At 62.4% G+C, this 24,732-nt stretch carries 23 protein-coding genes; 12 read left to right on the top strand and 11 right to left on the bottom strand.

Annotated elements, in window-relative coordinates:
- Nucleotides 1-104: 104 nt before the first annotated feature.
- The 4 genes from K1X12_RS10460 to K1X12_RS10445 all read right to left on the bottom strand — a co-directional run bounded on the left by K1X12_RS10460 (nt 105) and on the right by K1X12_RS10445 (nt 3,096).
- Nucleotides 105-566 carry a hypothetical protein gene (locus tag K1X12_RS10460; RefSeq protein WP_220987541.1) on the bottom strand — a complete coding sequence of 154 codons (462 nt, stop codon included), beginning with the start codon at nt 564-566 and terminating at the stop codon, nt 105-107.
- Nucleotides 563-976, bottom strand: a complete 414-nt coding sequence (locus tag K1X12_RS10455) for a D-Ala-D-Ala carboxypeptidase family metallohydrolase (RefSeq protein ID WP_220987540.1) — start codon at nt 974-976, stop codon at nt 563-565. The genes K1X12_RS10460 and K1X12_RS10455 overlap by 4 nt, the downstream gene beginning before the upstream one ends.
- Nucleotides 977-1,455: 479 nt before the next feature.
- The gene (locus tag K1X12_RS10450) at nt 1,456-2,454 is read right to left on the bottom strand and encodes an NAD(P)H-dependent flavin oxidoreductase (RefSeq protein ID WP_220987539.1); all 999 of its coding nucleotides are present in this window, start codon (nt 2,452-2,454) and stop codon (nt 1,456-1,458) included.
- Between the two features lie 420 nt (nt 2,455-2,874).
- Entirely contained in the window at nt 2,875-3,096 is a 222-nt protein-coding gene (locus K1X12_RS10445) for a hypothetical protein (protein WP_220987538.1), read from the bottom strand.
- Between the two features lie 296 nt (nt 3,097-3,392).
- On the opposite strand from K1X12_RS10445, the gene K1X12_RS10440 reads away from it, so the two are divergent.
- The 6 genes from K1X12_RS10440 (at nt 3,393) to K1X12_RS10415 (ending at nt 10,496) form a co-directional block, all read left to right on the top strand.
- On the top strand, nt 3,393-5,300 hold the full coding sequence (locus K1X12_RS10440; protein WP_220987537.1) for a methylmalonyl-CoA mutase family protein: 1,908 nt from the start codon (nt 3,393-3,395) through the stop codon (nt 5,298-5,300).
- Nucleotides 5,297-7,459: a methylmalonyl-CoA mutase gene (gene scpA / locus K1X12_RS10435; RefSeq protein ID WP_220987536.1), complete on the top strand. Its 2,163-nt coding sequence runs from the start codon at nt 5,297-5,299 to the stop codon at nt 7,457-7,459. The genes K1X12_RS10440 and scpA overlap by 4 nt, the downstream gene beginning before the upstream one ends.
- 125 nt (nt 7,460-7,584) lie before the next feature.
- Nucleotides 7,585-7,905, top strand: a complete 321-nt coding sequence (locus K1X12_RS10430) for a YbjQ family protein (RefSeq protein WP_220987535.1) — start codon at nt 7,585-7,587, stop codon at nt 7,903-7,905.
- On the top strand, nt 7,902-8,315 hold the full coding sequence (locus K1X12_RS10425) for a metallopeptidase family protein (protein ID WP_220987534.1): 414 nt from the start codon (nt 7,902-7,904) through the stop codon (nt 8,313-8,315). Before K1X12_RS10430 ends, K1X12_RS10425 begins: the two co-directional genes overlap by 4 nt.
- A gap of 334 nt (nt 8,316-8,649) precedes the next feature.
- Nucleotides 8,650-10,098, top strand: coding sequence for an amidase (locus tag K1X12_RS10420; protein WP_220987533.1), 1,449 nt, complete (start codon nt 8,650-8,652; stop codon nt 10,096-10,098).
- Nucleotides 10,062-10,496 carry a GFA family protein gene (locus K1X12_RS10415; RefSeq protein ID WP_220987532.1) on the top strand — a complete coding sequence of 145 codons (435 nt, stop codon included), beginning with the start codon at nt 10,062-10,064 and terminating at the stop codon, nt 10,494-10,496. The genes K1X12_RS10420 and K1X12_RS10415 overlap by 37 nt, the downstream gene beginning before the upstream one ends.
- On the opposite strand, the gene K1X12_RS10410 is transcribed toward K1X12_RS10415, so the two are convergent.
- The 5 genes from K1X12_RS10410 to K1X12_RS10390 all read right to left on the bottom strand — a co-directional run bounded on the left by K1X12_RS10410 (nt 10,493) and on the right by K1X12_RS10390 (nt 15,458).
- Nucleotides 10,493-11,008, bottom strand: a complete 516-nt coding sequence (locus K1X12_RS10410; RefSeq protein ID WP_220987531.1) for a periplasmic heavy metal sensor — start codon at nt 11,006-11,008, stop codon at nt 10,493-10,495. The two genes, K1X12_RS10415 and K1X12_RS10410, sit on opposite strands and share 4 nt — an antisense overlap.
- A complete protein-coding gene (locus K1X12_RS10405; protein ID WP_220987530.1) occupies nt 11,005-11,454 on the bottom strand; it encodes a hypothetical protein in 450 nt (149 codons plus the stop codon). Before K1X12_RS10405 ends, K1X12_RS10410 begins: the two co-directional genes overlap by 4 nt.
- Nucleotides 11,451-11,996 carry an RNA polymerase sigma factor gene (locus K1X12_RS10400; RefSeq protein ID WP_220987529.1) on the bottom strand — a complete coding sequence of 182 codons (546 nt, stop codon included), beginning with the start codon at nt 11,994-11,996 and terminating at the stop codon, nt 11,451-11,453. Before K1X12_RS10400 ends, K1X12_RS10405 begins: the two co-directional genes overlap by 4 nt.
- A 100-nt stretch (nt 11,997-12,096) precedes the next feature.
- Nucleotides 12,097-12,699, bottom strand: a complete 603-nt coding sequence (locus K1X12_RS10395) for an EF-hand domain-containing protein (RefSeq protein WP_220987528.1) — start codon at nt 12,697-12,699, stop codon at nt 12,097-12,099.
- 47 nt (nt 12,700-12,746) lie between these two features.
- Complete coding sequence (locus tag K1X12_RS10390) at nt 12,747-15,458, bottom strand: bifunctional [glutamine synthetase] adenylyltransferase/[glutamine synthetase]-adenylyl-L-tyrosine phosphorylase (protein ID WP_225907940.1); 2,712 nt, start codon at nt 15,456-15,458, stop codon at nt 12,747-12,749.
- 145 nt (nt 15,459-15,603) lie between these two features.
- Between K1X12_RS10390 and K1X12_RS10385 the strand changes: the two genes are divergently transcribed.
- From K1X12_RS10385 to K1X12_RS10360, 6 genes are all read left to right on the top strand, one after another.
- The gene (locus tag K1X12_RS10385) at nt 15,604-16,035 is read left to right on the top strand and encodes a hypothetical protein (protein WP_220987526.1); all 432 of its coding nucleotides are present in this window, start codon (nt 15,604-15,606) and stop codon (nt 16,033-16,035) included.
- 94 nt (nt 16,036-16,129) lie between these two features.
- Nucleotides 16,130-17,914: a M48 family metalloprotease gene (locus tag K1X12_RS10380; RefSeq protein ID WP_220987525.1), complete on the top strand. Its 1,785-nt coding sequence runs from the start codon at nt 16,130-16,132 to the stop codon at nt 17,912-17,914.
- A 51-nt stretch (nt 17,915-17,965) separates the two neighbouring features.
- Nucleotides 17,966-18,364 (top strand): cytochrome c-type biogenesis protein, encoded by a 399-nt coding sequence (locus tag K1X12_RS10375; RefSeq protein ID WP_220987524.1) that lies wholly within the window; start codon nt 17,966-17,968, stop codon nt 18,362-18,364.
- A 154-nt stretch (nt 18,365-18,518) separates the two neighbouring features.
- A complete protein-coding gene (locus K1X12_RS10370) occupies nt 18,519-20,054 on the top strand; it encodes a Do family serine endopeptidase (RefSeq protein WP_220987523.1) in 1,536 nt (511 codons plus the stop codon).
- A gap of 10 nt (nt 20,055-20,064) precedes the next feature.
- Entirely contained in the window at nt 20,065-20,793 is a 729-nt protein-coding gene (locus tag K1X12_RS10365) for a response regulator transcription factor (RefSeq protein ID WP_304608254.1), read from the top strand.
- A 33-nt stretch (nt 20,794-20,826) separates the two neighbouring features.
- A complete protein-coding gene (locus K1X12_RS10360; protein WP_220987522.1) occupies nt 20,827-22,380 on the top strand; it encodes a sensor histidine kinase in 1,554 nt (517 codons plus the stop codon).
- On the opposite strand, the gene K1X12_RS10355 is transcribed toward K1X12_RS10360, so the two are convergent.
- Nucleotides 22,355-24,262, bottom strand: coding sequence for a heme lyase CcmF/NrfE family subunit (locus K1X12_RS10355; RefSeq protein ID WP_220987521.1), 1,908 nt, complete (start codon nt 24,260-24,262; stop codon nt 22,355-22,357). The genes K1X12_RS10360 and K1X12_RS10355 overlap by 26 nt on opposite strands.
- A complete protein-coding gene (locus K1X12_RS10350; RefSeq protein ID WP_220987520.1) occupies nt 24,259-24,684 on the bottom strand; it encodes a cytochrome c maturation protein CcmE in 426 nt (141 codons plus the stop codon). The genes K1X12_RS10355 and K1X12_RS10350 overlap by 4 nt, the downstream gene beginning before the upstream one ends.
- Nucleotides 24,685-24,732: the final 48 nt, after the last annotated feature.

The raw sequence follows: 24,732 nt of genomic DNA, 5'->3' as shown, positions 1-24,732 counted from the left end.
ATCCCGGAATTTGCGGAGCAAATGTCCGGGACCCAGCTTTTACAACCCGACCTTTCTGGGTCCCGATCTTCGCCTTTGGCGAAACCGGGATGACGATGGAGAGGTCACCGCGCCTTCTGCCCTCTATCCCCAAACCACCAGAGCGTTGCCGCCGTCGCCGCAAACGTCGCGGTTTCCACGATGCCGGCGCGTGCCTCCGCGCCCGCACCCAGGAACACCAGCCCCGTGATGATCCACAGCAGCAGCGTCAGCAGCGGCCGGGTCAGCGCGCGCACGGCGTTCACCCAGCGATAGCTCTCCCCGATGCCCGCCTCGGCTTCCATGGAGGCGGCGAGGCCGCGCCAGGCGCCGGCAGCGTCGGCGAGCTTGATCTGCGCCTCTGTGGCCGCCGTCATCTCGCGCATCCGCGCTTCCTGCATGGCGGCGTCATGGGCCCAGCGGGCGCGCTCCTGCGCATTGTCCTGCCGCCGCTCGATCAGGCCGGCCGCCCGGCCGATCACCGTGCCGATCAGGCCGAACACGCCGCCGCCCGCTGCGCTGGCGGCAAGGCCGATAATGTCGCTCATGCCAGATCCTCCGCTCCCGGATAAGTCCACCGCGCGGGCGTCTCCCGCCGATCGAGATGCAGGAAGGTTCTGGCGACGCCGATGCCGGTGAAGCCAAGGCGCCCTGCCGCCGCAATCAGCGCGCTGCGATCGTGTCCTTTAAGGGCGATGTCCACCGCAATGCGCCGGTGCTGGGAGGCAGGCGCCCCGCCCACCACCGCATTCCAGATGGCGCAGCGATGGCCCGAATTGATCTTCAGCGCCCGCCCGGCCTCTGCGCGCAGCGCTTCGAGCGCGTCGAGAAACTCGGCGTCATGCCAATAGGCGCCCCGGCATCCGCGCCCGCCGCATCTGCAGGCAAGCTCCTCCGGGGTGAAGTGGGGCCAGCGCCAGTGGGCGCGCGAAACATCTCTGTATGATGAGTAAAGCATGGGAGAAATGTGCCATTCGGCGCCTTCCCCCGGATTGGGCGGGCCAATTCCCAGCAACTGCTACAGGCCGGCTGTTGGATAAGCCGGACACTCTCCCCGCCGCGCCCCAGCGCAATCAATCGCGCACAAACCGGGCCTAAAACGTATCGAAAAAGCCTCAAAAATACACAAACTGTCACTGGAATGACCCAAAATGTCACTGTTTGTCCCCGCCATGATACTGCCTGAACGCTCCCAAATCTCGCCCGGCCAGCGCCCTTATCCACGCCCCGCCCGCATCATTTCCCCCGCATCCTCAAGACCATCGCGCCGCCAGCGCCCGCGCCAATCCACGCTTTCCCCATTAATGGTATAATCCGCCCCATGACGGTCAAAAAAAATCGGCGCAAAATTCAAATGCCAAAAGACAATCTTCCCGCCATGAAAAAATCCCCGCCTCATCGAGACGGGGAGCTTTTGTCTGGCCGGTTGGCGCAGGCTTATTCGGCCGGAACAGCGTCGGCGCGCGAATAGGCCCGGCCTTGCGCCAGCGCCGCGCGCGAAGCGTTGTATTCGCGCTCCAGCTGGTCGACATAATCCTTCACCGGGCCGCGCTTCTTCACCGCGCCAATGCCCTGGCCGCAGCCCCAGATGTCTTTCCAGGCTTTGGCTTCGGTGTTGCCGCCCGAACCGAAGTTCATCTTGGACGGGTCGCTCTCAGGCAGGTTGTCCGGGTCGAGGCCGGCCGCGATGATCGACGGCCTCAGATAGTTGCCGTGCACACCGGTGAAGAGGTTCGAATACACGATATCTTCGGCGCCATAGTTCACGATGGCGTCCTTGTAGCCGTCCATCGCGTTGGCTTCGTCGCAGGCGATGAAGGCCGAGCCCATGTAAGCAAAGTCAGCGCCCATCGCGAGCGCGGCAGCAATCGCCCCGCCATTGGCGATGGAGCCCGACAGCGCCAGCGGGCCATCGAAGAATTCGCGGATCTCCTGGATCAGCGCGAAGGGCGACAGGCGGCCAGCATGGCCACCGGCGCCGGCACACACCGCGATCAGGCCGTCAGCGCCTTTCTCCAGCGCCTTCTTTGCAAACCAGGTATCAATCACGTCATGCATCACGACGCCGCCATAGGAATGGATGGCATCGTTCACGTCCTGGCGTGCGCCCAGCGAGGTGATCACGAACGGCACCTTGTATTTCACGCAGGCTTCCATGTCGTGGTCGAGGCGGTTGTTCGTCTTGTGCACGATCTGGTTCACTGCGAACGGCGCCGCCGGGCGGTCCGGATTCTTCACATTATATTCGCCCAGCTCGTTGGTGATCTGGTCGAGCCACTCATGCAGCACAGGGCCGGGGCGCGCATTGAGCGCCGGGAAGCTGCCGACGATGCCGGCTTTACATTGGGCAATCACCAGCTCGGGGCCGGAAATGATGAAAAGCGGCGAGGCGATCACCGGCAAACGCATTTTGTTGAAAATAGGTGGCACGGCCATCTGTTGTTCTCTCCCGGAAAAGTTCTGAGACGGAACTTATCCGCGTGTTCAGCCGCGGCAAGCCTGTCGTCACGACAACGACATAACACACTGTTTTTACTTGACTATCAAACGCCGGAATTGTGCACAATCAATCTCAAAATGATACAATCCAGTGAGTCGGCGTCAAAATTGACATGCATTGAACGCACTCAGCTTAACGACCGTTCAGCCCATTGCGCGCATAAAAAGCCCACCCCCGCCCAATTCAGAGCGGGAGTGGTCAAGGCGGAGCTGAACAGCTCTGAAAAGGAAGCGGGCGCCAACGCCCCTGAGTTTCCCAACCTGCACCGGAACCTGCCCCTTCCCACGCACCGGAAGGTGTGGATCTGCCGTCAGCGACGAAAGCAGCAATCCACCAGCAGCATCAGGCCAATTCGGTCACCCGTGAGAGGGTGGGCAACCCCGCGACAGGAGGCCCCGCCAGGCCGCCTGCCGGTGCAGGAGGGAAATCAGGTCATCCGGATCGCCAGTGGCGATCAGATCGTCGAGATAGAGACCGGGACCACAGGTGTGGGAGGAACGGCTCCCGGCCAATACCGGCGGCGCCTCTGCATGGGAGGAAACGCGGGAGGAGCGGTGGGTCGGCATGGCCTTGAACATGGTCTCGGTCTCCGTCTTGCGACTAATTCTCATTCGCACTTACGGGCCGGAGGGTCAACCCCGAAATGATGACAAACCCGCCACCCGCCCTTCCCGCCTGTGGAATATTCCGGCGCGCCATCCCCCATCGGCACGCAGCGCCCTGGCAGGCACATCGAAAATCGCAGCAAAAACCGGGTTTAGCCGTCGCAAATCCCGGCATCGCATCCCTGCAGCCCGCCCATGCAGGAATGAAGGCGCACATACCGCTAAGGAACCAGTTCACAAGCCGGGCCGGATTGCCCTAAACCCCCATCATGGCCGACGATATTCTCACACTCAGTTCCGCATTCCCCGAAACCACCGAAGCCGAGTGGCTCGGCGCCGTTGAAAAGGCGCTGAAGGGCAAGGGCGTTGATACGCTCACCCGCAAGACCACAGATGGCATCGGCATCAAGGCGCTCTACCGCGAAAGCGACTTTGCCGCCGCCGCTGATCCGCTCGGCACGCCCGGCGAAGCGCCCTTCCTGCGTGGCAAGACCGCCGCGCCGGACAAGTACCTGCCCTGGGACATCCGCCAGCTGTTCACCCATCCCTCGGCTGAAGAAACCAGCACCGAGATCCTGCGCGATCTGGAGCGCGGCGCCTCTTCCATCGAGATCGTTCTCGATTGCACGGGCAAGTCCGGCGTTCAGATCACCACGCTGGAAGACTTCGAAACCGCATTGACCGGCGTGCGCGCCGATTATGCAGGCGTCGCCCTTTCCCATGCGAACGCATCGGGCGCGTCGGCCTCTGCCCTGCTCGGCCTCTGGGCGGAGAAGCAGGAAAACGCTGACGCACTGAAGATCGACTTCAACATGGACCCGCTCGGCGCCCTCGCCCGCTCGGGCAAGCTCTCAGGCGGCCTCGACGCGGCCTTCGCCCGCGTTGGCGCGGTTGCCGAAGCGCTGGGTCAGAAGTTCCCCGCTGCCGGTCTCGTCCGGATCGACGCAACTGTCGCGCATGAGGCCGGTGCCTCGGAAGCCCAGGAACTCGGCGCGCTGATCGCCTCGGCGATCGACACGCTGCGCCGCCTCGATGGCAAGCTCGACACCAGCCGCCTCAGCTTTGCCCTCGCGCTGGACGCAAATTACGGCATCGGCATTGCCAAGCTGCGCGCCGCCCGCCGCCTGTGGGCCCGCTGCCTTGAGGCGCTCGGCATGCCCGCCGCGCCCATGCGCCTGCAGGGCATCACCTCGGCCCGCATGCTGACCAAGTATGATCCGTGGACCAACATGCTGCGTGTCACGGCGGCTGTCTTCGCCGGCGCTGCAGGCGGGGCAGACATCGTCACCTCGCGCGCTTTCAACGAGGCCCTCGGCCACCCTGAAGAACTGGGCCGCCGCATCGCGCGCAACACCCAGATCATCGCCATGGAAGAAAGCCAGCTCGGCCGCGTTGCGGACCCGACCGGCGGCGCCTGGTTTACCGAAACGCTGGCCGACGATCTCGCCAAGGCGGCCTGGGCCGAGTTCCAGAAGATCGAAAGCGAAGGCGGCTATGCTGCTTCGCTCCTTTCCGGCGCCTTCCAGGCCCGCGTCAAAGCCGCGCGCGACGCGCGCGCGAAAGACATTGGCCGCCGCAAGATCCCGCTGACCGGTGTTTCCGAATACCCGCTGCTGGAAGAAATCGGCGCGCCGGTTGCCGAGGTCGATACGCCCCGCCCGCGCGATGGCGTCTCCGGCGACGGCATCGCCCATTTCGTGAAGGCAGAAATCGCAGGCGGCGCGGACGCGGTTGCCGAAGCGCTCACCCCCATCCGCCTCGCCGCAGACTTCGAAGCCCTGCGCGACGCCGCCGCCAAAGCGGCCAAGCCGCCAGCCGCCTTCCTCGCGACGCTCGGCAGCCTCGCCGAATTTACGCCGCGGGCTGACTTTTCGCGCAACTTCCTCGCCGCAGGCGGCGTTGTTGCCAAAGACGCCGTCGTTCCGCCGAAAGACCCCGCCGAACTCGCCGCCGCCTTCAAGGCATCGGGCTGCAAGCTCGCCATCATCTGCGGCACCGACAAGGCCTATGAGGCCGGCGCGGAAGCCGCCGCAAAGGCCCTCAAGGAAGCGGGCGCCCGCGCCGTCTGGGTCGCCGGCAAGTTCGAAGCCGCCGACATCGACACCAACATCTTCGCAGGCTGCGACGCGCTCCACGCGCTGCGCCTCGCCCATGCCGAGCTGGGAGTTGCCCAATGACCAAGTTCCCCGATTTCACGAAGATTGAGCTGGACGCCCCGAACGCGAAGGCATCCGCTGCCAAGCTGGGCGAAGCCTGGGAAACGCCCGAGGGCATTGCCGTTCAATCCGCCTACACCGCGAAAGACCGCGCCGGGCTTGACTTCCTCGACGATTATCCCGGCCTCGCCCCCTTTGGCCGCGGCCCCTACCCGACGATGTATACCAACCAGCCCTGGACGATCCGTCAGTATGCTGGATTTTCGACGGCCGAAGACTCCAACGCCTTCTATCGCCGCAACCTGGCCGCTGGCCAGAAGGGCCTCTCTGTCGCCTTCGACCTCGCCACCCACCGCGGCTATGATTCCGATCACCCGCGCGTGACGGGCGATGTCGGCATGGCGGGCGTTGCCATCGACTCGATTCTCGACATGCGCACCCTGTTCTCCGGCATCCCGCTGGACCAGATGTCTGTCTCGATGACGATGAACGGCGCGGTTCTGCCTATCCTGGCGCTCTATATCGTCGCTGCCGAAGAACAGGGCGTCCCGCCGGAAAAACTCGCCGGAACCATTCAGAACGACATTCTGAAGGAGTTCATGGTACGGAACACTTACATCTATCCGCCCAAACCCTCGATGCGGATCATCTCGGACATCTTCGCCTTCACCTCGGAGAAGATGCCCAAATTCAACTCGATTTCCATCTCCGGCTACCACATGCAGGAAGCCGGCGCGACAGCAGACCTTGAGCTGGCCTACACGCTGGCCGATGGCATCGAATACATCCGCGCAGGCGTTGCCGCTGGCCTGGATGTCGACGCGTTTGCCCCGCGCCTTTCCTTCTTCTGGGCGATCGGCATGAATACGTTCATGGAAGTCGCCAAGATGCGCGCCGCGCGCCTGATCTGGGCGAAGCTGGTGCAGGAGAATTTCTCACCGAAGTCCAGCAAGTCCCTCAGCCTGCGGACGCACTCGCAAACCTCCGGCTGGAGCCTCACGGCGCAGGACGTTTACAACAACGTCATCCGCACATGCCTGGAAGCGATCGCCGCCTCCGGTGGCCAGACCCAGTCGCTGCACACCAACAGCTTCGACGAAGCCCTTGCTCTGCCTACGGACTTCTCAGCCCGGATCGCCCGCAACACGCAGATCCTGCTGCAACAGGAAGCCGGCGCCTGCCAGTCGATCGACCTCTTCGGCGGCAGCTATTATGTCGAGCGCCTGACACACGACCTCGCCGCCAAAGCCCTCAAGCATATCGAGGAAGTCGAAGCGATGGGCGGCATGGCCAAGGCCATCGAACAGGGCCTGCCCAAACTGCGCATCGAAGAAGCCGCCGCCAACACGCAGGCACGTATCGACAGCGGCACGCAGACGGTTGTCGGCGTCAACAAGTTCCTGCTGGACGAGGAAGAAGATGTTCCTGTGCTGAAGGTGGACAATGCCGCTGTGCGCCGGATGCAGCTCGACAAGCTCGCCCGCCTGAAATCTGAACGCAACGAAGCGGAAGTCACGGCCAAGCTCGAGGCGATTGCCGAGGCAGCAGCGGGCACGAAGGGCAACCTGCTTGCGCTCGCCGTCGATGCCGCGCGCGCCAAGGCCACCGTGGGCGAAATCTCCGAAGCTGTCGAGCGCAGCCAGGGCCGCCACCAGGCCGTCATCCGCTCCATCAAGGGCGTTTATGGCGGCGGCGTGAAAGGCACCGAGAAAGCGACCGAAGCCGAAGGCCTTGCCGCCGCCTTTGTCCAGAAGAATGGCCGCAAGCCGAAGATCTACATCGCCAAGATGGGCCAGGACGGACATGACCGTGGACAGAAGGTTGTCGCTTCCGCTCTGATGGACCTTGGCTGGGAAGTCGAAATCGGCCCCCTGTTCCAGACGCCGGAAGAAGCCGCGCGCGACGCCCGCAAGGCAGGCGTGGACATTGTTGCGGCCTCCTCTCTCGCCGCAGGCCACCTGACGCTGGTGCCCGAACTTAAGCGCGCGCTGGGCAATGAAGGCGCCGCCAACGCGCAGATCATCGTCGGCGGCGTTATCCCGCCACAGGATTTCGATGCCCTGCGCACCGCCGGTGCCGCTGCGATTTTCCCTCCGGGCACGGTGATTGCCGACAGCGCCATCCGGATGCTGGAACTCCTCCTGGACGGAAACGATCCAGCCAAGACAGCAGCGGAATAGTCAAGCAACGCGTCAACTCGAAGGGCGGGCCGGAGAAATCACCGGCCCGCCCTTTCGATTCTGCTTGCAGGACTCCCGCCTGATCTTATCTTGGAAGCACAGCCTCCCGCGAAAGGACACGCTTCATGATCCTCACCACAACGCACTCCATTCAGGGCCGCGACGTATCGGCCTACAAGGGCATCGTCTGCGGCGAGGTCGTGATCGGCGCGCATCTCGGCAAGGACATCCTGGCCGGGTTCACCAATCTCGTCGGCGGGCGTTCGGAAGCCTATGAAAGCACGCTGCGGGAAACCCGCGACGGCGCAATGGAAGAGATGGTTGATGAAGCCAAAAAGCTGGGTGCAAACGCCATTATCGGCATCAAGTTTGACTACTCCGTCATCGGACAGGGTGGCTCCATGATGATGGTCGCCGTTTCCGGCACGGCTGTTACGCTCGCATGAGCGCGCTGACCAGCATAGCGCCCAGCGTCGATGAAATGTATCTGACGGCGGAGAAATGCTTCGCTGATCTGCCTGAGTTCATGCGGAAGGCCGCAGGCGATGTTCGCATCCTTGTGATGGAATTTGCCGAAGATGAAATCCTCGACGAGATGGGCATTGATGACGCGCTGGAGCTGACCGGCCTCTATTCCGGAATACCGCTGACATTGGAAAGCGTGACCAATCCGACAGTCGAACGCCCTCTGATCTACATCTATCGCCTGCCCATCCTGTTTGAATGGGCGCAGCGCGGCGACGTGACCGTCGAGGAACTGGTCACCCATGTCTTCATCCACGAACTTGGCCACCATTTCGGCTGGTCCGACGAAGAGATCGACGCCAAGCTTGAAGAGGATGACGATCTCGGATGAAGGCCAATTTGGTGGGTTGCCAAGGTTGCGCCTTCCGCGCCAACTTTCGTCCCGCACCATCATCATGCCGATGAAGATCTATGCCAACGGCCATATTACACAGCATACTGACTCTATAAGCGGAGGTGGCGACGGAAAGACCCCGCCTGTCTGCGGCATGAACTTGCACCACTTTACACCCGCCGCGACCTGCGAACTGTCCGGCAACTACCTTGTGACAAGTTCGGATTTGGGCCGACCGATCTGGCAGCAAAGTAACTGATCTTCTGTTGCGGAATTCCTGCGCCTCCCTAAAACTAACAGGAAAGACAACGCACACCGGGGAGAAGCAGAAATGTCCAACCAGCCAGACCTAGACGGACTTGGCCTTGCCGCGCTGGTCCGGGACCGGAAAACTTCCGCTGCGGAGTTGCTGGAAGCCGCCGTCGAGAGAGCCGAAAAGGCTCAGGCAGAGATCAACTGCTTCTCGGCGCTCTATCCTGATCTCGCCCGCCAACAGATTGCAGAAGGCGGCCTGGCTGGCCCCTATGCGGGCGTGCCCTTTCTCGTCAAAGATCTCGGCGTTGAAGTCAAAGGCGCCCCCGTTACATCTGGTAGCCGGGCATTTCAGGGGAATGTCGCCAGCCGGGATTCCACCTTGGTGGAACGCTTCCGCAAGGCAGGTCTGGTATTCTTTGGAACAACAACTTCGCCAGAGTTCGGCCTTACACTGACGACGGAATCCACCCTGTATGGGCAGACTCGGAACCCGTGGGATACGACCCGAATTGCCGGTGGCTCTTCAGGTGGCGCCGCTGCCGCCGTCGCCGCAGGTGTTTTGCCGGTCGCCCACGCCAGCGATGGTGGCGGCTCCATTCGCATCCCAGCTGCTTGTTGTGGCGTATTCGGCCTGAAGCCCTCGCGTGGCCGCATGCCCATGGGGCCAGCCAAGACAGAAGGCTGGAATGGCCTTTCGACAGTCGGCGTGGTCAGCCGCACGGTACGCGACACGGCCGCCCTGCTCGACCTGACGAGCGGACCGGAAACCGGCAGCCGATACGTCGCAACGCCGCAATCCCTCCCTTACCTGAAAGAGCTTGAGCGCGACCCGGGACCGCTTCGCATCGCTCTATGGCCTGTGGCGCCGAACGGCACGCAACCGGATGCAGATGCCGCTGAAGGCCTGGCAAACACGGTCAAGCTTCTCGAAAGCCTCGGCCATACCGTTATTGAGGCTGCGCCGGAAATTGACGGCACCGCGCTCGCCAAGGCCGCTCTGTTCACGATCTCAGCGAATATCGCAGCACTTGTGGAAGAACGCGGAATGGTCCGAGGTCATCCGGTGACGGATGATGATCTGGAACCCATCACCGCCTCGATGGTAAACCTTGGGCGCACAGTCCCAATGGTAGAGCTCGCCAAAGCCAACAACACCTTCATTACGGCTGCAATTGCCTATGAGCGGTTCCTCGATGCCGGCAAGTTCGACCTGACACTTTCCCCCACGCTTCATCGTGCGCCAGACCTTCTGGGCACAATGGCACTCACGGCGCCATCAGATCAGATGGGCGCTGCCGTCGCCGGTTTTGCGCCCCATTGCGCGCTCTTCAACCAGACTGGCTGCCCGGCAATGTCCGTGCCCCTGCACTGGACCGCACCGACGGCAACGGCGCCCGCCGGCCTGCCTATTGGCATGATGTTTGGCGCGCGTTATGGCCGCGAAGACCTGCTGATTTCCCTGGCAGGACAACTGGAGCGCGCCGCGCCATGGGCACAGAGAAAACCACCAGTCTGGGTCGGGTAACCATCCCCTCGCTGCATTGGCGTGCCGGCGGATGCCATTGCGGCGCTGTGCGGTTCGAGGTTGAGCTGCCAGACGCATTCGAAGTCGAAGACTGCAATTGCACCATGTGTGCGAAGAGTGGGAATATCCACGTCATCGTACCGGGCAGCCGATTCCGCCTCATTCAGGGCAAGGACAATCTCAGCCAGTACACGTTCAACACGGGCGCCGCGAAGCACCTGTTCTGCAAGACCTGCGGCATCAAAAGCTTTTACATTCCGCGATCAAATCCCGATGGATTCGCGGTGACATGGCGCGCACTGGACGACTGGATGAGCTTCAAGGTCACCGTTGTTCCCTTTGACGGACAGAACTGGGAAGAGAACGCCGCCCGCCTGGCGCACAAGTCTCGGGATTAGTCCTGCGGTCCTTCCGGGGGCGTTTCTTTCGCGCGCCTGGATTTATGTTTTCCGTGGTCGCCTTCTTTGGGGCCGGAGAGGATCCACGCCACCCAGGCGCGCTGGTCCGGGCGCAGCTGATCGACGCCGCCGAGCACTTCCAGGCCGATCCGGTCACGCAGGCGCACGTCGGCATCGCGCAATTCGCGCAACGCAACCTCCGCCGCCATCCTGTCATAAGGATCTGCCATCAGCACACTGGCGAAATGCTTCTCAGCTTCGCGCCGCTCGGCGAGTTCCACTTGCGCCGCTCCAAATCCCTGCCGCATCAACTGGCGAACCTGGCGCCGGTCTTCGCGCGAAAGCTCCGGAATGCCTTCCGGGCGCTCAAACTCCGGTTTACGGTGCGGGCGCTCCTTTGCCGGCGGCTCCGGTCGCAGATGTTGACCGATGACATAGCCACCCAGTCCGAGGTTCACGAGCAGGGAGACGCCCAGCGCCGCCGGGGTCAGCCAGTTTGGCAATCTGCTCATTCCATTTCCTCCAGCGTATAATTTGCAGGCTCGAAGCCCAGCGCGGAAATAACCAACTCCTGCACTTCCGCATTCACTTCATCATCTGCGCTCGCGACCGGCGCGATCGTCAGCCCCATGAACAACCCGAACGCAGCGGCAGCAAAGCCACTTGCCGGCACCCAGGGCGCTTTCATGCCGCCCCAGCGCGGCAGCAAACCGCGCGCCGGCTTGGGCGCGGCGGCAATGATCGCGTCCGTCAGCGCGCGCGGCATGTCCGGTTCGGGCAGCGCGCCAAGCATCAGGTCAAGTTCGCGGGCTGCCGCCAGAGCAGGCGCAAACCTGCCAGGTTTTTCCGCCAGCAGGGCCTCGGCCGCCGCTCGCTCCGCCTCGGGCCAGCCATGCGCTTCCGCGCCCCAAATTTCGATGATGTCGAGCAGGCGGTCATCTGTCATGCGGCGGGTCATGAGACTTTCCTTCCATCGAGCAGCTCGCCGCGCAGGGTTCTCCGGGCACGGGCGAGAAGGCTTTCCAGGGCTTCAACGCTGATTTCCATAATATCCGCAGCTTCTGCCTGCGAGTGCCCCTGCAGGGCGCACAAGGTCAAGGCTGCAGACTGGCGTTCGGGCAAACGCGCGATCGCTGCCTCAACGGCTTTCACGCGCTGCGCCTGATCCAGCGCATCCTGCGGCCCGAGGGCCACATCGGCACGATCGGGCAGTTCATCGGGCAGAACTTCGCGGCGCTTGCGCAGCCGGTCGTAGCAGAGGTTCAGCGCCACGCGGTGAAGCCAGGTCGAGAACTTTGCTCTCGGCTCCCAGCCGGGCAGTGCCTTCCATGCGCGAATGAATGTTTCCTGGGTCACGTCTTCCGCCTCTGCCGTTTCGCCCAGCATGCGCGTTGCGAGCGCCAGCACGCCGGGGCTGTACCGATTGACGAGCGCACGAACGGCCGCGGCATCTCCAGCCGCGGCGCGTGTGATCTGATCGAGGTCGGATGTGAACGCCACGGTGAGATGTTTAGCTGAGTCCGGGCCGGAACACAGGGAGACAATCGCAGGGGGGGTGAATTGATTGTCTCAGGGCTCCGGCCCGTCCCCACTCTGTTCCTTACTCGGCCGGTTCGCCTTTCATTTTGTCGCGCCATTCTCCGCGACGCTCCTTCATTTTGGCCTTGGCTGCCTCAAGCTCGGCCGCGGTGATCGTGCCGTTACCGTCTGCGTCCATCTTGTCGAAAAACTTGATGTGCTCGGCAGTAAACTCGGCGAGGCTCAGCTGGCCGTCACTATCGGCATCCATGTTAGCCCAATGCTCGGCAGCCTTTTCGGCTTTCTTGGCCTTCCACTCTTCAGCTTTTGCCGGATCCATCTCGCGCTTCGGTTTGCCTTCCGGGCGCGGCGGCTTGCCGGCGGCTTCAGCTTCCGCCCTACGCTCTTCGCGCTTTGCTTTCATCTCGGCGCGCATGGCTTCGTGATGTGCTTTCATCTCATCCTGCGTGACGAAACCATCGGAATTGCCATCAATGCTTGCAAACCGGGTCGCAATCGAAGCCTGCGCTTCTGCGCGGGTCACGTCGCCGTCACCATTGGCATCCATCTGCATGATATGAGGGCCGTGGCCACGAGGTCCCTTGCCGGGACCGGCCTGAGCGGCGAGGGGCATGGCGAGCGCAATAACAGCAACACTAGCGAACGCGATTGTCGAACGTTTCATCTCTGGTCTCCAGTTTCAACTCCCAGCGACTATGAAACGGCAGGGGTTCAGGATTCCGTCGCGCTCAGCTGCAGTTTTTTCCGGGCCATTGAATGCACACGGGTTTTTACCTCCCGCAGGCGCTCTTCCAGCACTTCAAAGCCTTCCTCTTCGGCGGCCGCCCGGCAGAAGCGGTTCTTAAGGCCTTCCGGAATGACGTCCTCACCCGGATCGCCATCGCCAAGGGCCAGGCGCTGTATCTGTTGCATCGAGGACAAAAGGTGCAAGGCCGCTCGCAGGAACCGCCAATCCTCCGCCTCCTCCGACGCCTGACTCTCGTCTGCATCCGCCAATCCGGACAACGCCAGCGCCGTCGCGGGACGGATAAGGTCCGCCCGCCCCCGCAGCAGCATTTCCTTCTGCACCATGAACTCTATGTCGATCAGTCCGCCCTCGGCCGTCTTCAGATCCCAGAGCCCCTTGCCAGGCTTCTCGCGGTAGAGCGTTTCCCGCATGCCAGTAACATCGCCCGCAATCGCCTTGCGCTTTTCACTGCGTGCCCGCTGGCAGATTGCATCCGCAGCAATGCCGAGCACTTCACGCCCCAGCGTATCATCGCCTGCCACAAAGCGCAGGCGGGTGAGCGCCATATGCTCCCAGGTCCAGGCTTCTTCATTCTGGTAATGACGAAACGCCGAGAGGCCGACCGCGACAGGCCCTGCACGCCCGGAGGGGCGCAGGCGCATGTCGACCTCATAAAGCGCGCCTTCGGCAGTCGGCGCGGTCAATGCCGTAATTAGGCGCTGGGTCAGACGGGTGAACCATGTCTGCGTATCATCCGCCTGCGAATCGTAGATGAGGATGATGTCGAGATCCGATCCGGCGGTCAGTTCGCCGCCGCCAAGCTTGCCCATCGCGAACACCGCCCAGCGACCCGGCACCTCACCATTGCGGCGCGTCGTTTCCGCTTCTGCTGCGCTGGACATCTGCCGGATGGTTTCATCGGCAAGGTCTGTCCAGGCTTTCGCTGCCTGATCCGTTGGCAGAAGGCCGTGCAGCAATCGGTGGCCAACAAGGAAACTCTGTTCGCGGTGATACCGCCGCCAGCCATCCATCGCGGCATCGAATGAAACTTCCGGCGTCAACTCCGGCGCTCGCGGCATGACATTCGACACCAGCGCTTCGAGAAGGTCTGGCCGGCGCGCAAGGATCTGAGCAAGGCGCGGCGCCAGCGCCAGCGTGGAAACGAGGTCGTCCAGCAAGTCTGGCCGTGCCAGCAGCATGGAAAGCGTCTGCACGCCCGAAGACAGCCCTTCAAAGAAGCGCGAGAACCAGCGGAACGCTTCGTCCGGCTCGCCAGTTGCGCCCATCGCCTTCAGCATACCCGGCAGGATCGCCGTCAGGATTTCCCGCCCACGCGCGGTGCGCGTTGCCGGAACCCGGCCCCGGTGCCAATTGCGGATCGTGTCGATCGCGGCAGAAGGATTGGAAAAACCCAGACCGCTCAGCGTTTTTACCGTTCCCGGATCATCATCCACGCCGGTAAAGACAAGGTTGCCGATGTCATGGGTTTCCGCCGCCCGGTCTTCCTGTGCAAACAACGCATCATAGGCCGACTGGACCAGCTTGCGGGTTTCCAGAAGATCGCGGTCAAAGTCGGCGAGGTTTCCATAGCCGCACAGATATGCAACCGACTCCCGTTCCGCCGGATCGGCCGGAACGGTGTGCGTCTGTTCGTCCTGACGCATCTGGATACGGTGTTCCACATTGCGCAGTGCCTTGTAGGCGGTTGTCAGTTCCGCTGCCGTTTGGCTGGAAACAACGCCTGCGGCCTGCAACGCCTTCATTGCGCCGAGGGTCGAGTTGTCCCGCAGTGAAGGCTCGCGCCCGCCAAGGATCAATTGCTGCGTCTGAACAAAGAACTCGATCTCACGAATACCGCCGGGCGAAAGTTTTACGTCCGGCGAAACCGCCGCGAATGTGTCGTCCCCGACCTTGGTGTTGATCATCCGCTTGATGGCCTGAATGTCGCCGATGGCCCAATAGTCGAGATTACGGCGCCAGACGAAGGGCTCAAGCCGTTTCTGGAAACGATCCGCTGCCTGAATATCGCCTGCTGCAGGGCGGCCCTTGATCCAGACCATCCGCTCCCAATTCTGGCCCTGGCTCTCATAATATACGTCGGCCATGCTGGTCGAAACGGCGACCGGCGTTGAGCCGGGATCGGGGCGCAGGCGCAGATCGGTGCGGAAGACGTAGCCGCCCGCCGTCAGCTCCTCCATGATGCGCACCATCTCGCGCACGACGCGCTGCGCGGCGTCGCCAGGGTCCCGGTCACCGCCATCAAACTGGGCGCGGTCGTAGAAAGCGCAGACATCAATGTCGCTGGAATAATTAAGTTCGAAGGCGCCCATCTTGCCCAGCGCGATTACGAAGATGCCATCCGATTTCAGCCCGCGCGCCGCCAGCGCCGTTTGCAGGGCCACTTCAAGGCTCGCGCCTGCAAACTCGGTCAGGTGCCGTGTCACATCCATCACGTCCAGCGTGCCGGAAAGGTCGGCGGTCGCCAAAGACAGGTGGGCGGCTGCCTTGGCCTTGCGCAGCTCGGCCATCACATCCGCAACGGCCATTCCCCGTGGCAGCGTGATCACCGCCTTCAGGGCCGCATTGAAGTCCTGCCCCACCCCCCGCTCTGCCAGGCGGCGCAGGTAAGGAGCATGATCGGCCGCGGCTGCAAGGGCCGCTTCAGGCGTGGATTGAATCGGGCGGATATTCAGCATGGGCCAAGGCTTAGCCGAGCGTTCGGCTTGCGACAAACCGGTTCGCAACCTTTCGCGGCGTCATGCGTCTTGGACTTATCACATCCCGGACGCACAACCGTAGCAATCCCTTGCTACGGAGCCCCAGACAATACGGAGTGCCGATATGGCCGAAACGCGCGGACAGACGCTGAAGCGCTTCTTTGACCTGTACGCGCAGGCATCCCTTGCCGGCGATATCGAGACTATCGCGGCGGCCTACGCGCCGACCTATATTGAATCCTCGCCTGACAGCTTTGCTGCCTGGAAGGTCGACGATGCCTACAGGATTGCCCTGACAGAACGCGAGAAGCTGATGAAGACCCATCTGGGCCTTTCCGGCCTCGAAGCGGAGTTGGTCTCGGCAGAAGAGGTAGCTCCGCTGCACTATCTGGTCACGGTCCGCTGGTCGATGACGTTCGACAAAGCCAGAACCGGCCGGGTCACATCGACCTTTCTGGGGACCTATGTCGTCAAGATGAACGGGCGCACGGAAATCCTTGCCTATCTCTCCCACGAATCCGAGGAAACGGTGATGCGCCGGGACGGTGTCATCTGAGGCACGGCCCTCAAGGTTGGGGGGTCACAATCGAACGCCAGATTGACAGCGCCCGGTTTCGGGTTTTCGTTCTCCCCGTGAGGGGGACGTAATCATGCTGAGACTTCTGCGCCTGGTCGCTGTTCTGACGGTGATCCCGCTTCTGGGCATCGGTGTAACGATTGCGCGTTATTGGGAAGAAGGCGCCGGCCTTCAGGGCGCCGTCACGGGCTCGCTTTCCTGCGCAGGCAGCATCATCGCAGACCCGCTGGGTAACGCCTGCGGTGAGGCAACGCCGTTTGGCTGGCTCTCCATCGTCTCCACGGCCATTCTGCTCCTGTCCTTTGCCATTGTTCCGCTGTCGCGGCTGGTAGCAACCATTCTCGGCGCGAACCGCACGGTGCTGTCGTTCGGCTTCTGGCCCTATGCCTTTCTGATCACACTGGTTGTCGGCATCGTATCGCTCGTCCATTTCTCGATCTTCGCGGCGGGTACCTATCTGACGCTCGCCCATTTCTTCGCGATTGAAAGCGATATCCTGATCGGCGTCTTCGCCGTGATCGGTCTTGGCGCAGCATATGCCATCCTGCGCGGTCTCGGCGTCTTTTTCACCCGGCCCAAAAGCTATGTCGCCGCCCGTCCGATCAGCTTCTACGAGTATCCGCGCCTCGGCCTGATGGTGCGCGACATTGCCAAGACGCTGAATGCCCGCATGCCAGATAATGTGCTTATCGGCCTCGACCCGACATTCTTTGCTACGTCCGCGCCGGTCTATACGCCCTACGGCAAAGGCCCCCTCCAGGGGCAGACGCTATTCCTTTCTCTACCCCTGATGAGCCATTTCACCGAAGGCGAACTACGCGCAGTGATCGGCCATGAGCTGGGCCATTTCACTGGCGGCGACACCTCTTACACCATCCGCTTTGCGCCGGTTTACCTGGGTCTGACAAATGCGAGCGAAGTGTTTTCCGCCAAGGGGCGGCCCATTACGCGGCTCCTGTCCCTGCCCTCCAAGCTTCTGATCGACGATCTGATCTACGCCTTTTCGGTGGTCGAACGCCGCATCGGGCGATCCCGTGAACACCGGGCTGACCAGCATGGCGCTGCGGTTTCATCGCCGCAGGACATCGCTTATTCCCTGCTCAAATCCTCGCTCCTCGGCTCCATGTGGGGCAGCCAGATGGAGATGGTCGTCTCTCGCGGGATGCAGGGCCGATTCTCACGCAACATCGTGCGCAGTTTTACCGAAAGCGTCCGTATCGATGTGGATCGCAGCCGCATTGCGCCGCTGCTGGAATTCGCCCTGGGCGACAGCGTGCGCCACCCAGTCGACACCCATCCGCCCACAGAAGACCGCCTTGCCGCATTCGGGCTGAACCTTGGGGAGATCTGCGCGGAAGACGCCGTCCTGCACCGCTTCTATGGCGCGCCAAAGGTCACCGAAGGCCTCGACAACATGCTCGCCCTCGAAGAGGACCTGACCTCGCTGCAATACCATCTGATGAGCGAGATGTGGCCCAAGGAACAACCCGCCGAGCAGAGCCTCGACGAAGTGTTCGGCTTCCTGCTCGTGGATTTCCTGGCCCTGATGGTCACGATCGATGGTTCCGTCGATGACCGCGAGATCGTGGCGGCAGAAACGAAAGCCACCGAAGCGTTCGGCGGTTTGGACCGGGAAGCCTTCCGAGAGCGTTGCCAGCGCCCGGACGATATTCCCTCGCTCGACCGTATGGTCTCGTTCGCCAACAAGCTGCTGAACGAGAATGGCATCACGTCCCTGAAAAACGTGCTGCGGCAGATCGCGGAAGCCGATGGACACATCGAGGAAAAGGAAGCCCAGCTTCTGGAAATCCTCGAAACGACCCTGCATCCGGAAGAGCCGGAAGAGGCGAACGCCTGAGACATCGCCGCGCCTTTCCACCTCCGGCCTGCGCCTGCTAGGAAGGGTCGCATGAAAGCGCTGCTCGCCTCCGTCCTCGTCGCCTTTGCCGCCAGTGCGCCTCTGGAAGATCCGGCTGCCGAAGCGCGCGCACAGGCGCTGATGCGCGAGGTGCGCTGCGTTGCCTGCGAAAACGAGCCGGTTTCGCAGTCTTCCGCACCGATCGCGGAGGACATGCGCGACCGGATACGCGAAATGGTCGGCGAAGGTGCCAGCGACAAGGAAATCCGCGACTGGTTCGTCAGCCGCTATGGCGAGTTCGTCCTGTTCCGCCCCCCGGCGCGTGATCCAGCCAGCTGGCTTCTGTGGCTACTTCCCTTTGTCCTGCTCGGCGCCGGCGTGGGAATCGGCCTCTCGCTGGCGGCAAATGCGAAACGAAAATGCGGGCCAGTCGAGCCTGAAGACGCCTGACAAGATAACCACACTTGTGGAAACTTCCCGTGCGGGGGGACTTCAAGCGAGCGTGTTGGCACCTAACTGTCTTTTAATGACCACTCTTGTCGTGGCATGTTTATGTCTTGGAATGCGTCAATACTGACGCAAATTCAGCGATCTGGAGAGTTAGATGCGCAAATTCGGGATTTCGGCCCAGGCACTCGTGGCGGCTGCCTTCGGAGCTGCAATCATGGGGAGCGCGATCTCGGTACCGAAGCTTGTCGCGCCCGAAGCCGGAGCTCAGCCCATAGCGATCCAAGCGCCCCCCGGCGCCCCGCTGAGCTTCGCGGACCTGATTGAGAAAGTCGAGCCGGCGGTCGTCAGCGTGAACGTGATTTCAACTCAGGATGTCTCGCCCTTGTCCGGGGCGGAAGGTTTCCTTGAGCAATTCCGAGGTGTGCCCGGCATGGAAGAATTCTTCCAGCAGCGCCCCGCCCCGCAGGATACACCGCGCCAGCGTGAAGCACGCTCGCTCGGCTCCGGCTTCTTCATTTCCGAAGATGGCCTCGTCGTCACCAATCACCACGTCATCGACCGCGCCACGCAAATCCAGATCGTTACCTCTGACGGCAAGGAGCTGGATGCTGAACTTGTTGGTACGGACCGCCAGACGGACCTCGCCGTACTGCGCGTGAAGGACAAGGGCAAATACCCCTATGTGAAGTTCGGCTCCTCGAAGGAAGTGCGCAAGGGTGACTGGGTTGTCGCCCTGGGCAACCCCTTCGGGCTCGGCGGCACTGCAACAGCCGGTATCCTCTCGGCTGACGGCCGCGAACTTGGCGCTGCCAGCCCGTACACGGACTTCATCCAGATCGACGCACCGATCAACCGCGGCAACTCCGGCGGCCCGACCTTCGACCTTCTGGGCAACGTCATCGGCGTGAACTCGCAGATCCTGTCGCCGTCGGGCGGCTCGGTCGGCATCGGCTTCGCCATCCCGGCAGAGCTTGCGAAGGAAGTGACCGATATCCTCATCAAGGACGGCCGCGTGTCCCGTGGCTGGCTGGGTGTTCAGATCGGTGACCTGACACCTGAATTCGCTGAAGCCCTCGGCATCGAAGATGCCAGCGGCGCGCTCGTTGCCGACGTCACGGTAGGTAGCCCCGCCGAAAAAGCCGGCCTGCTGCGCAACGACATCATCCTTTCGGTCAACGGCCAGAAGGTGACGGATGCAACCTCGACAACCCGTATCGTCGCCCGCCTGATTGCGAACACCTCGAACAAGTTCGAAATCATTCGCAACGGCAAGCGCCAGAATATCAATGTCGTCGTCGGTGAGCGTCCGGAAGATCCGTATGCCTCACAGGGCAACCAGACGTCGCCGAATGCGAACCGTAACCAGTCCTCCGGCGTCCCCGGCGCTTTCCTGGATGACTTCGGTGTTCGCCTCGACCCGATGACCGAAGACGTGCGCGTGCGCCTCGGTCTGCGCCCGGCAGATACCGGCCTGATGATCACCGAAGTGTCTCCGGATGGCATCTTTGGAAAGGCTGGCTTTGAAAAAGGTCTGGTCATTCTGGAAGCCAACGGCCAACCTGTGCCGACAGTCGAGGCCTTCGAGAAAACCGTGAAGGATGCCAAGGCCGCCAAGCGGTCGAAGATCCTCCTGGCGGTCCGTGTCGGTCAGGCCACCACTTACAGCACCGTAGACTTGCCGGCAGGCTGAAGGAGCTAACATGACGTTGATGGAGACCAGCATGGTCGAAGACGAGTCCACCACTTCGCTGAAGGTCCTCGTGATCGAGGACGACAATGAAATGGCCAGCTTCATTGAGAAGGTTCTGACGGACGCCGGACATAGTGTGGAGCGCGCCAGCGATGGTGCCTCCGGCCTTGCCAAGGCGCGGTCTTCCGAGTTCGACGCCTTGGTGGTCGACCGGATGCTGCCGGAGAAGGATGGCCTGACACTGCTCCAGGAGTTTCGGGCGGCTGGCGGCACCACGCCGGCCCTCTTCCTGTCGGCTCTGGGCGACGTGCAGAACAAGGTGCAGGGCCTTCGCGCCGGCGCTGAAGACTATCTGGCCAAGCCATTTGCCCCCGCAGAGCTCGCCGCTCGCGTGGAAGCGCTCGGCCGCCGGCAGGTTCCTGCTGAAGCTCCGGTGACGGTTCTGAAGACCGGCGATCTGGAAATGAACCTCCTGACCCGCAAGGTGACCCGCGCGGGCAAGAAGATCGACCTTCAGCCGCGCGAGTTCCGCCTGCTGGAATACCTGATGCGACATGCGGGTCAGGTGGTGACCCGTACGATGCTTCTGGAGAAAGTCTGGGACTATAATTTCGACCCGCAAACCAACGTCATCGATGTTCACATCTCGCGCCTGCGCGCCAAGATCGACAAGGAGTTCGGCGAACCGCTGCTTCAGACGGTTCGTGGGGCCGGATATCGTCTTCAGAGCCAGGGCTAGACCTTTTGGAGCGGCGCTGGCACGTAACGCGCCATGAAATCGCCGCTCCAACTTCCCTCATGGCTGGCACCCATGGTGCCTGACCGGGCGCAGATCCTGCGCCCTTTGCGTGTTGTTGGCCGCAGCATCCGCAGCGTCTGGCGCGGCATCGGCAAAGCCTGGGCGGGCCTGCCCTTCATGGCGCAGATCAAGAAGGCGATGCCCGCATTTGCGCGCACCACCACCTTCAAGCTGACGATCCTCTACTCCGCAATGATCGCGGCGTTCTCGGGCGCCCTGCTCGTTTATCTATACTATTCAACGGTCTACTATATCCGCGCCGAGTCCGAGAACCGGATTACGGTGGAGTTTGAGCAGCTCGCCAACGCCTACTACACCGGCGGCATGGAGCGTCTCAGCCAGTCCGTTTTCGAGCGGATGACGCTCTCCGGCTCGCAGTTTTTCTATTACCTTGAGGACTCCTCTGGCCGGAAAATCGCGGGTCACTTCCCCCGCCTGCCGGCAGAGCCCCCAGCCGTGGGCATGAAAACCGTCTATTTCGATTTCGAGCTGCCACAGGCTGACGGCACATCCACCCTCCGCCCGGCAGCCGGCCGCATCGTTCGCCTGCGAGACAATGGCGGCGCGCTGATGGTCGCCTTTGACACTGCGCAGCAGACAGTGATCGTCGGGCGCATCCGCAACGCTGTTTACGTTGCCGTGCCCATTGCGCTCATCCTCTCACTTGCAGGCGGCCTGCTCATCTCTCGCGGCGCGGCGAACCGTGCCGACGAACTCGCCAAGACAACCGAGGCCGTCATGGGCGGTGAACTTGGCCGCCGGATGCCAGTTCGCGGATCGGGCGACGAATTCGACCGCCTCGCGCAGCGGCTCAATGCGATGCTCGACCAGATTCAGAAGCTGGTTGAATCCTCGCGCCACACGGGCGACGCGATCGCACACGACCTGCGCTCGCCGCTGACGCGCCTGCGCAACCGGCTGGAGCTGGCGCTCAGCCAACCCCTCTCGGAAGACGCCGCCAACGAGACACTCGGAACCACGCTGCAGGAAGTCGACCGCGTGCTCGACACCTTCAACGCCATCCTCCGCCTCGCCCGCCTCGATGCCGGCTCGGAAGGCACTCTCACCCGGATGGACCTTAGCGAACTGGCCGAGCAACTTGCCGAACTCTTCGATCCCGCCTGTGAAGAAGCAAACCTTGGCTTCAAGAGCCAGATCGCCCGCAATCTCGTGATCCTCGGCGACAAGGACCTGATCGGCCAGGCCCTCGCCAACCTTCTGGACAATGCAGTCAAATACACGCCCGAAGGTGGAAGCATCAGCTTTACCGCCAACCGTACGCCGGAAGGCATGATTGATCTCACGGTGATCGATTCAGGTCCCGGCATTCCGGAAGACAAGCGCGACAAGGTCACCCAGCGTTTCCACCGGCTCGACTCGGCGCGGACGCTGCCAGGCTCAGGCCTTGGTCTGGCGCTGGTCGAGTCCGTTGCGGAGCTGCATCGCGGCCAACTCATTCTCGGCACGGCCAACGGTCCGACTGACCGCCCCGGTCTGAAAGCTACGCTTCGCTTGCCGCGCGCTTAGTGGCCTTGCGCGCCGGCCACATGGCCAGCAGCCCGCCAACGCCGATCAGCACAACACCGAGATACAGAAGATCCACCATCGGATTGTAGTAGACGCGAAACACCCAGCGCGCTTCGCCATCGATGTCTCGTTGTTCACCAAGTGCAATGTAGAGGTCGCCCGTCCCGGTCTTGTAGATCGCCGTTTCCGTCGTTGGCATCATCGCTGCCGGATAGAAGCGCTTCATTGGTTCCAGCAGGGCATTGCTACTGCCCTTGCGCGCCGTCAGCACCGCCTTGTCGGCATACCAGTTCGGTCCTTCCACGGAATAAACATTGTCCAGTGTGATCGCCCAGCCGGCGACCGATCCGGTGCCGCCCTCGGCCAGCGCCAGCGTCGCCTCATAGCGTCCACTGGTTTCGACCACCGCACCAATCACGAACAGGCCAAGCCCGACATGCGCCAGTGTCATCGCCCAGACGCGCGCCGGCAGCTTGAAAATGCGCCCCAGCGTGATCGCCCGGCGCTTCATTTCCCAGACACCGCCAAAGACGAGCCACAGGCCAAGCGCAATCCCGAAAGCTGCGCCGAGAGGAATGTTCAACGGCCCAACGCCAAGCAGCAGGAAGATCGCCGTAAGCACGGCGCCGCCAATGGCCCAGCGTGTCCAGCCCTTCAGGTCCGCCTTGCCCCAAGCCCAGGCCTGAACCACCGGCAGGATCAGCAGGATCAACACAAGGATCGGCACAAATGTGAGATTGAAATAGGGTTCACCAACGGAAATCGTACGTCCAAACGCCTCTGCGATCAGCGGGAACAATGTTCCCAGCAGGACCGTCAGTGTCGCCACAATCAGGACGACATTGTTCGCCATCAGCGCGCCTTCACGGCTCAGCAATTGCCAGGGCTTGCCACCCGCGAGCAACGGCGCGCGGATTGCAAACAGGCCAAGCGCAAAGCCGCCATAGGCCAGTAGCCCCATTAGCAGCAGCGTGCCGCGCTCGGGATCAACGGCGAATGCATGAACCGAAGTCAAAACGCCGGAGCGAACAAGAAACGCACCAAGGATGGAGAACAGGAAGGCGAGTACCGACAGCAGCACGGTCCACGCCGAAAAGCTCTCTCGTTTCTCCGTGACGATGACCGAGTGCAGCAGCGCGGCGCCGATCAGCCAGGGCATCAGGGACGCATTCTCCACCGGGTCCCAGAACCACCAACCACCCCAACCAAGCTCGTAATAGGCCCAATAGGAACCGAGTGCGATACCGAGGGTCAGCGGAGCGAACGCTGCCAGAGACCAAATGCGGGCTTCCTTCGCCCAAACGCGGTCAATCCGCCCCTCCATCAAGCCAGCAGCAGCCAGCGCGAATACGAAGGAATAGCCTACATAGCCGAGATACAGCATCGGCGGGTGCAGGGCGAGCGCGGGGTCCTGCAGCAGCGGGTTCAGGCCCGCGCCCTGAAACGGCGCAGGGTCCATGCGCAGGAAGGGCGAAGACGCAAACAACAGATAGGCTAGCGTGCCGACGGCCAGCAGGCCCTGCACGCCCAGCGCCCGCGCTTCAAACTGCGGACGGCCCGTTTTCATCGTCGCCGCTGCGACGGCGCCAAAGCCCAGCGTTACGAGGCACCAGAGCGCCATCGAGCCCTCATGATTCCCCCAGGCACCGGCGATCTTGTAGATCATCGGCTTCAGCGTGTGGGAATTGTTGGTCACCAGCGCGACGGAGAAATCCGACTGCATGAAGGCAAAGATCAACGTCAGGAACGATAACGACATCGCGCCAAAGGCAAGGATCGCCACCATGCCGGAGAGCCGGCGTTCACCTTTCAGGCCAAGGATGGCCTGCGCCAGAGACAGGCCAAGCGCCAGGAACGCCGCGAAATGTCCAAGCTCGATCATCCGCCCGCCTCAAGCGGCTTCAGTTCGCGCGGTTGATAGTTTTCGTCATGCTTGGCCAGCAGCTGGCGCGCGGTGAACTCGCCGGCGTCAGAGAACTTGCCAATCGCCACAACGCCCTGCCCCTCGCGGAACAGGTCCGGCGCAACGCCGGTAAAGTTTACGGAAATCGTGTGCGGGCTGTTGTCGATCACGATGAAGCGCATGGTCGCCCCGCCATCGGTATAGGTCAGCGATCCAGGCTCCACCCAGCCGCCAACCTTCACTTCGCGTCCCGCCTCGGGCAGGCCTTTTTCCGCCAGAACTTCCGGCGTGTAGAACAGGTTGGCGTTTTCGCGCAGGGCGAAGAAAGCGAGGGCTGCCGCTGCTGCCACGAGCAGGGCGGCGATGCCAAAAGCGTAAAGGCGTCGGGTACGTGCGCGCATAGCCAAGGTTATAGGCTGGCCCGCCCCCCTTGGGGAGTGCGGCAGATG

The organism is Hyphomonas sediminis (genome assembly GCF_019679475.1).
Taxonomy (GTDB): Bacteria; Pseudomonadota; Alphaproteobacteria; order Caulobacterales; family Hyphomonadaceae; genus Hyphomonas; species Hyphomonas sediminis.
Note: the sequence above shows the minus strand (reverse complement) of the source record. Positions and strands in the feature narration are given on the sequence as shown.

Bases quoted from the DNA above. Each gene is read 5' to 3' on its own strand.
- K1X12_RS10460 (WP_220987541.1), bottom strand. From the start codon at position 566: ATGAGCGACATTATCGGCCTTGCCGCCAGCGCAGCGGGCGGCGGCGTG.
- K1X12_RS10455 (WP_220987540.1), bottom strand. From the start codon at position 976: ATGCTTTACTCATCATACAGAGATGTTTCGCGCGCCCACTGGCGCTGG.
- K1X12_RS10450 (WP_220987539.1), bottom strand. From the start codon at position 2,454: ATGGCCGTGCCACCTATTTTCAACAAAATGCGTTTGCCGGTGATCGCC.
- K1X12_RS10445 (WP_220987538.1), bottom strand. From the start codon at position 3,096: ATGTTCAAGGCCATGCCGACCCACCGCTCCTCCCGCGTTTCCTCCCAT.
- K1X12_RS10440 (WP_220987537.1), top strand. From the start codon at position 3,393: ATGGCCGACGATATTCTCACACTCAGTTCCGCATTCCCCGAAACCACC.
- scpA (WP_220987536.1), top strand. From the start codon at position 5,297: ATGACCAAGTTCCCCGATTTCACGAAGATTGAGCTGGACGCCCCGAAC.
- K1X12_RS10430 (WP_220987535.1), top strand. From the start codon at position 7,585: ATGATCCTCACCACAACGCACTCCATTCAGGGCCGCGACGTATCGGCC.
- K1X12_RS10425 (WP_220987534.1), top strand. From the start codon at position 7,902: ATGAGCGCGCTGACCAGCATAGCGCCCAGCGTCGATGAAATGTATCTG.
- K1X12_RS10420 (WP_220987533.1), top strand. From the start codon at position 8,650: ATGTCCAACCAGCCAGACCTAGACGGACTTGGCCTTGCCGCGCTGGTC.
- K1X12_RS10415 (WP_220987532.1), top strand. From the start codon at position 10,062: ATGGGCACAGAGAAAACCACCAGTCTGGGTCGGGTAACCATCCCCTCG.
- K1X12_RS10410 (WP_220987531.1), bottom strand. From the start codon at position 11,008: ATGAGCAGATTGCCAAACTGGCTGACCCCGGCGGCGCTGGGCGTCTCC.
- K1X12_RS10405 (WP_220987530.1), bottom strand. From the start codon at position 11,454: ATGACCCGCCGCATGACAGATGACCGCCTGCTCGACATCATCGAAATT.
- K1X12_RS10395 (WP_220987528.1), bottom strand. From the start codon at position 12,699: ATGAAACGTTCGACAATCGCGTTCGCTAGTGTTGCTGTTATTGCGCTC.
- K1X12_RS10390 (WP_225907940.1), bottom strand. From the start codon at position 15,458: ATGCTGAATATCCGCCCGATTCAATCCACGCCTGAAGCGGCCCTTGCA.
- K1X12_RS10385 (WP_220987526.1), top strand. From the start codon at position 15,604: ATGGCCGAAACGCGCGGACAGACGCTGAAGCGCTTCTTTGACCTGTAC.
- K1X12_RS10380 (WP_220987525.1), top strand. From the start codon at position 16,130: ATGCTGAGACTTCTGCGCCTGGTCGCTGTTCTGACGGTGATCCCGCTT.
- K1X12_RS10375 (WP_220987524.1), top strand. From the start codon at position 17,966: ATGAAAGCGCTGCTCGCCTCCGTCCTCGTCGCCTTTGCCGCCAGTGCG.
- K1X12_RS10370 (WP_220987523.1), top strand. From the start codon at position 18,519: ATGCGCAAATTCGGGATTTCGGCCCAGGCACTCGTGGCGGCTGCCTTC.
- K1X12_RS10365 (WP_304608254.1), top strand. From the start codon at position 20,065: ATGACGTTGATGGAGACCAGCATGGTCGAAGACGAGTCCACCACTTCG.
- K1X12_RS10360 (WP_220987522.1), top strand. From the start codon at position 20,827: ATGAAATCGCCGCTCCAACTTCCCTCATGGCTGGCACCCATGGTGCCT.
- K1X12_RS10355 (WP_220987521.1), bottom strand. From the start codon at position 24,262: ATGATCGAGCTTGGACATTTCGCGGCGTTCCTGGCGCTTGGCCTGTCT.
- K1X12_RS10350 (WP_220987520.1), bottom strand. From the start codon at position 24,684: ATGCGCGCACGTACCCGACGCCTTTACGCTTTTGGCATCGCCGCCCTG.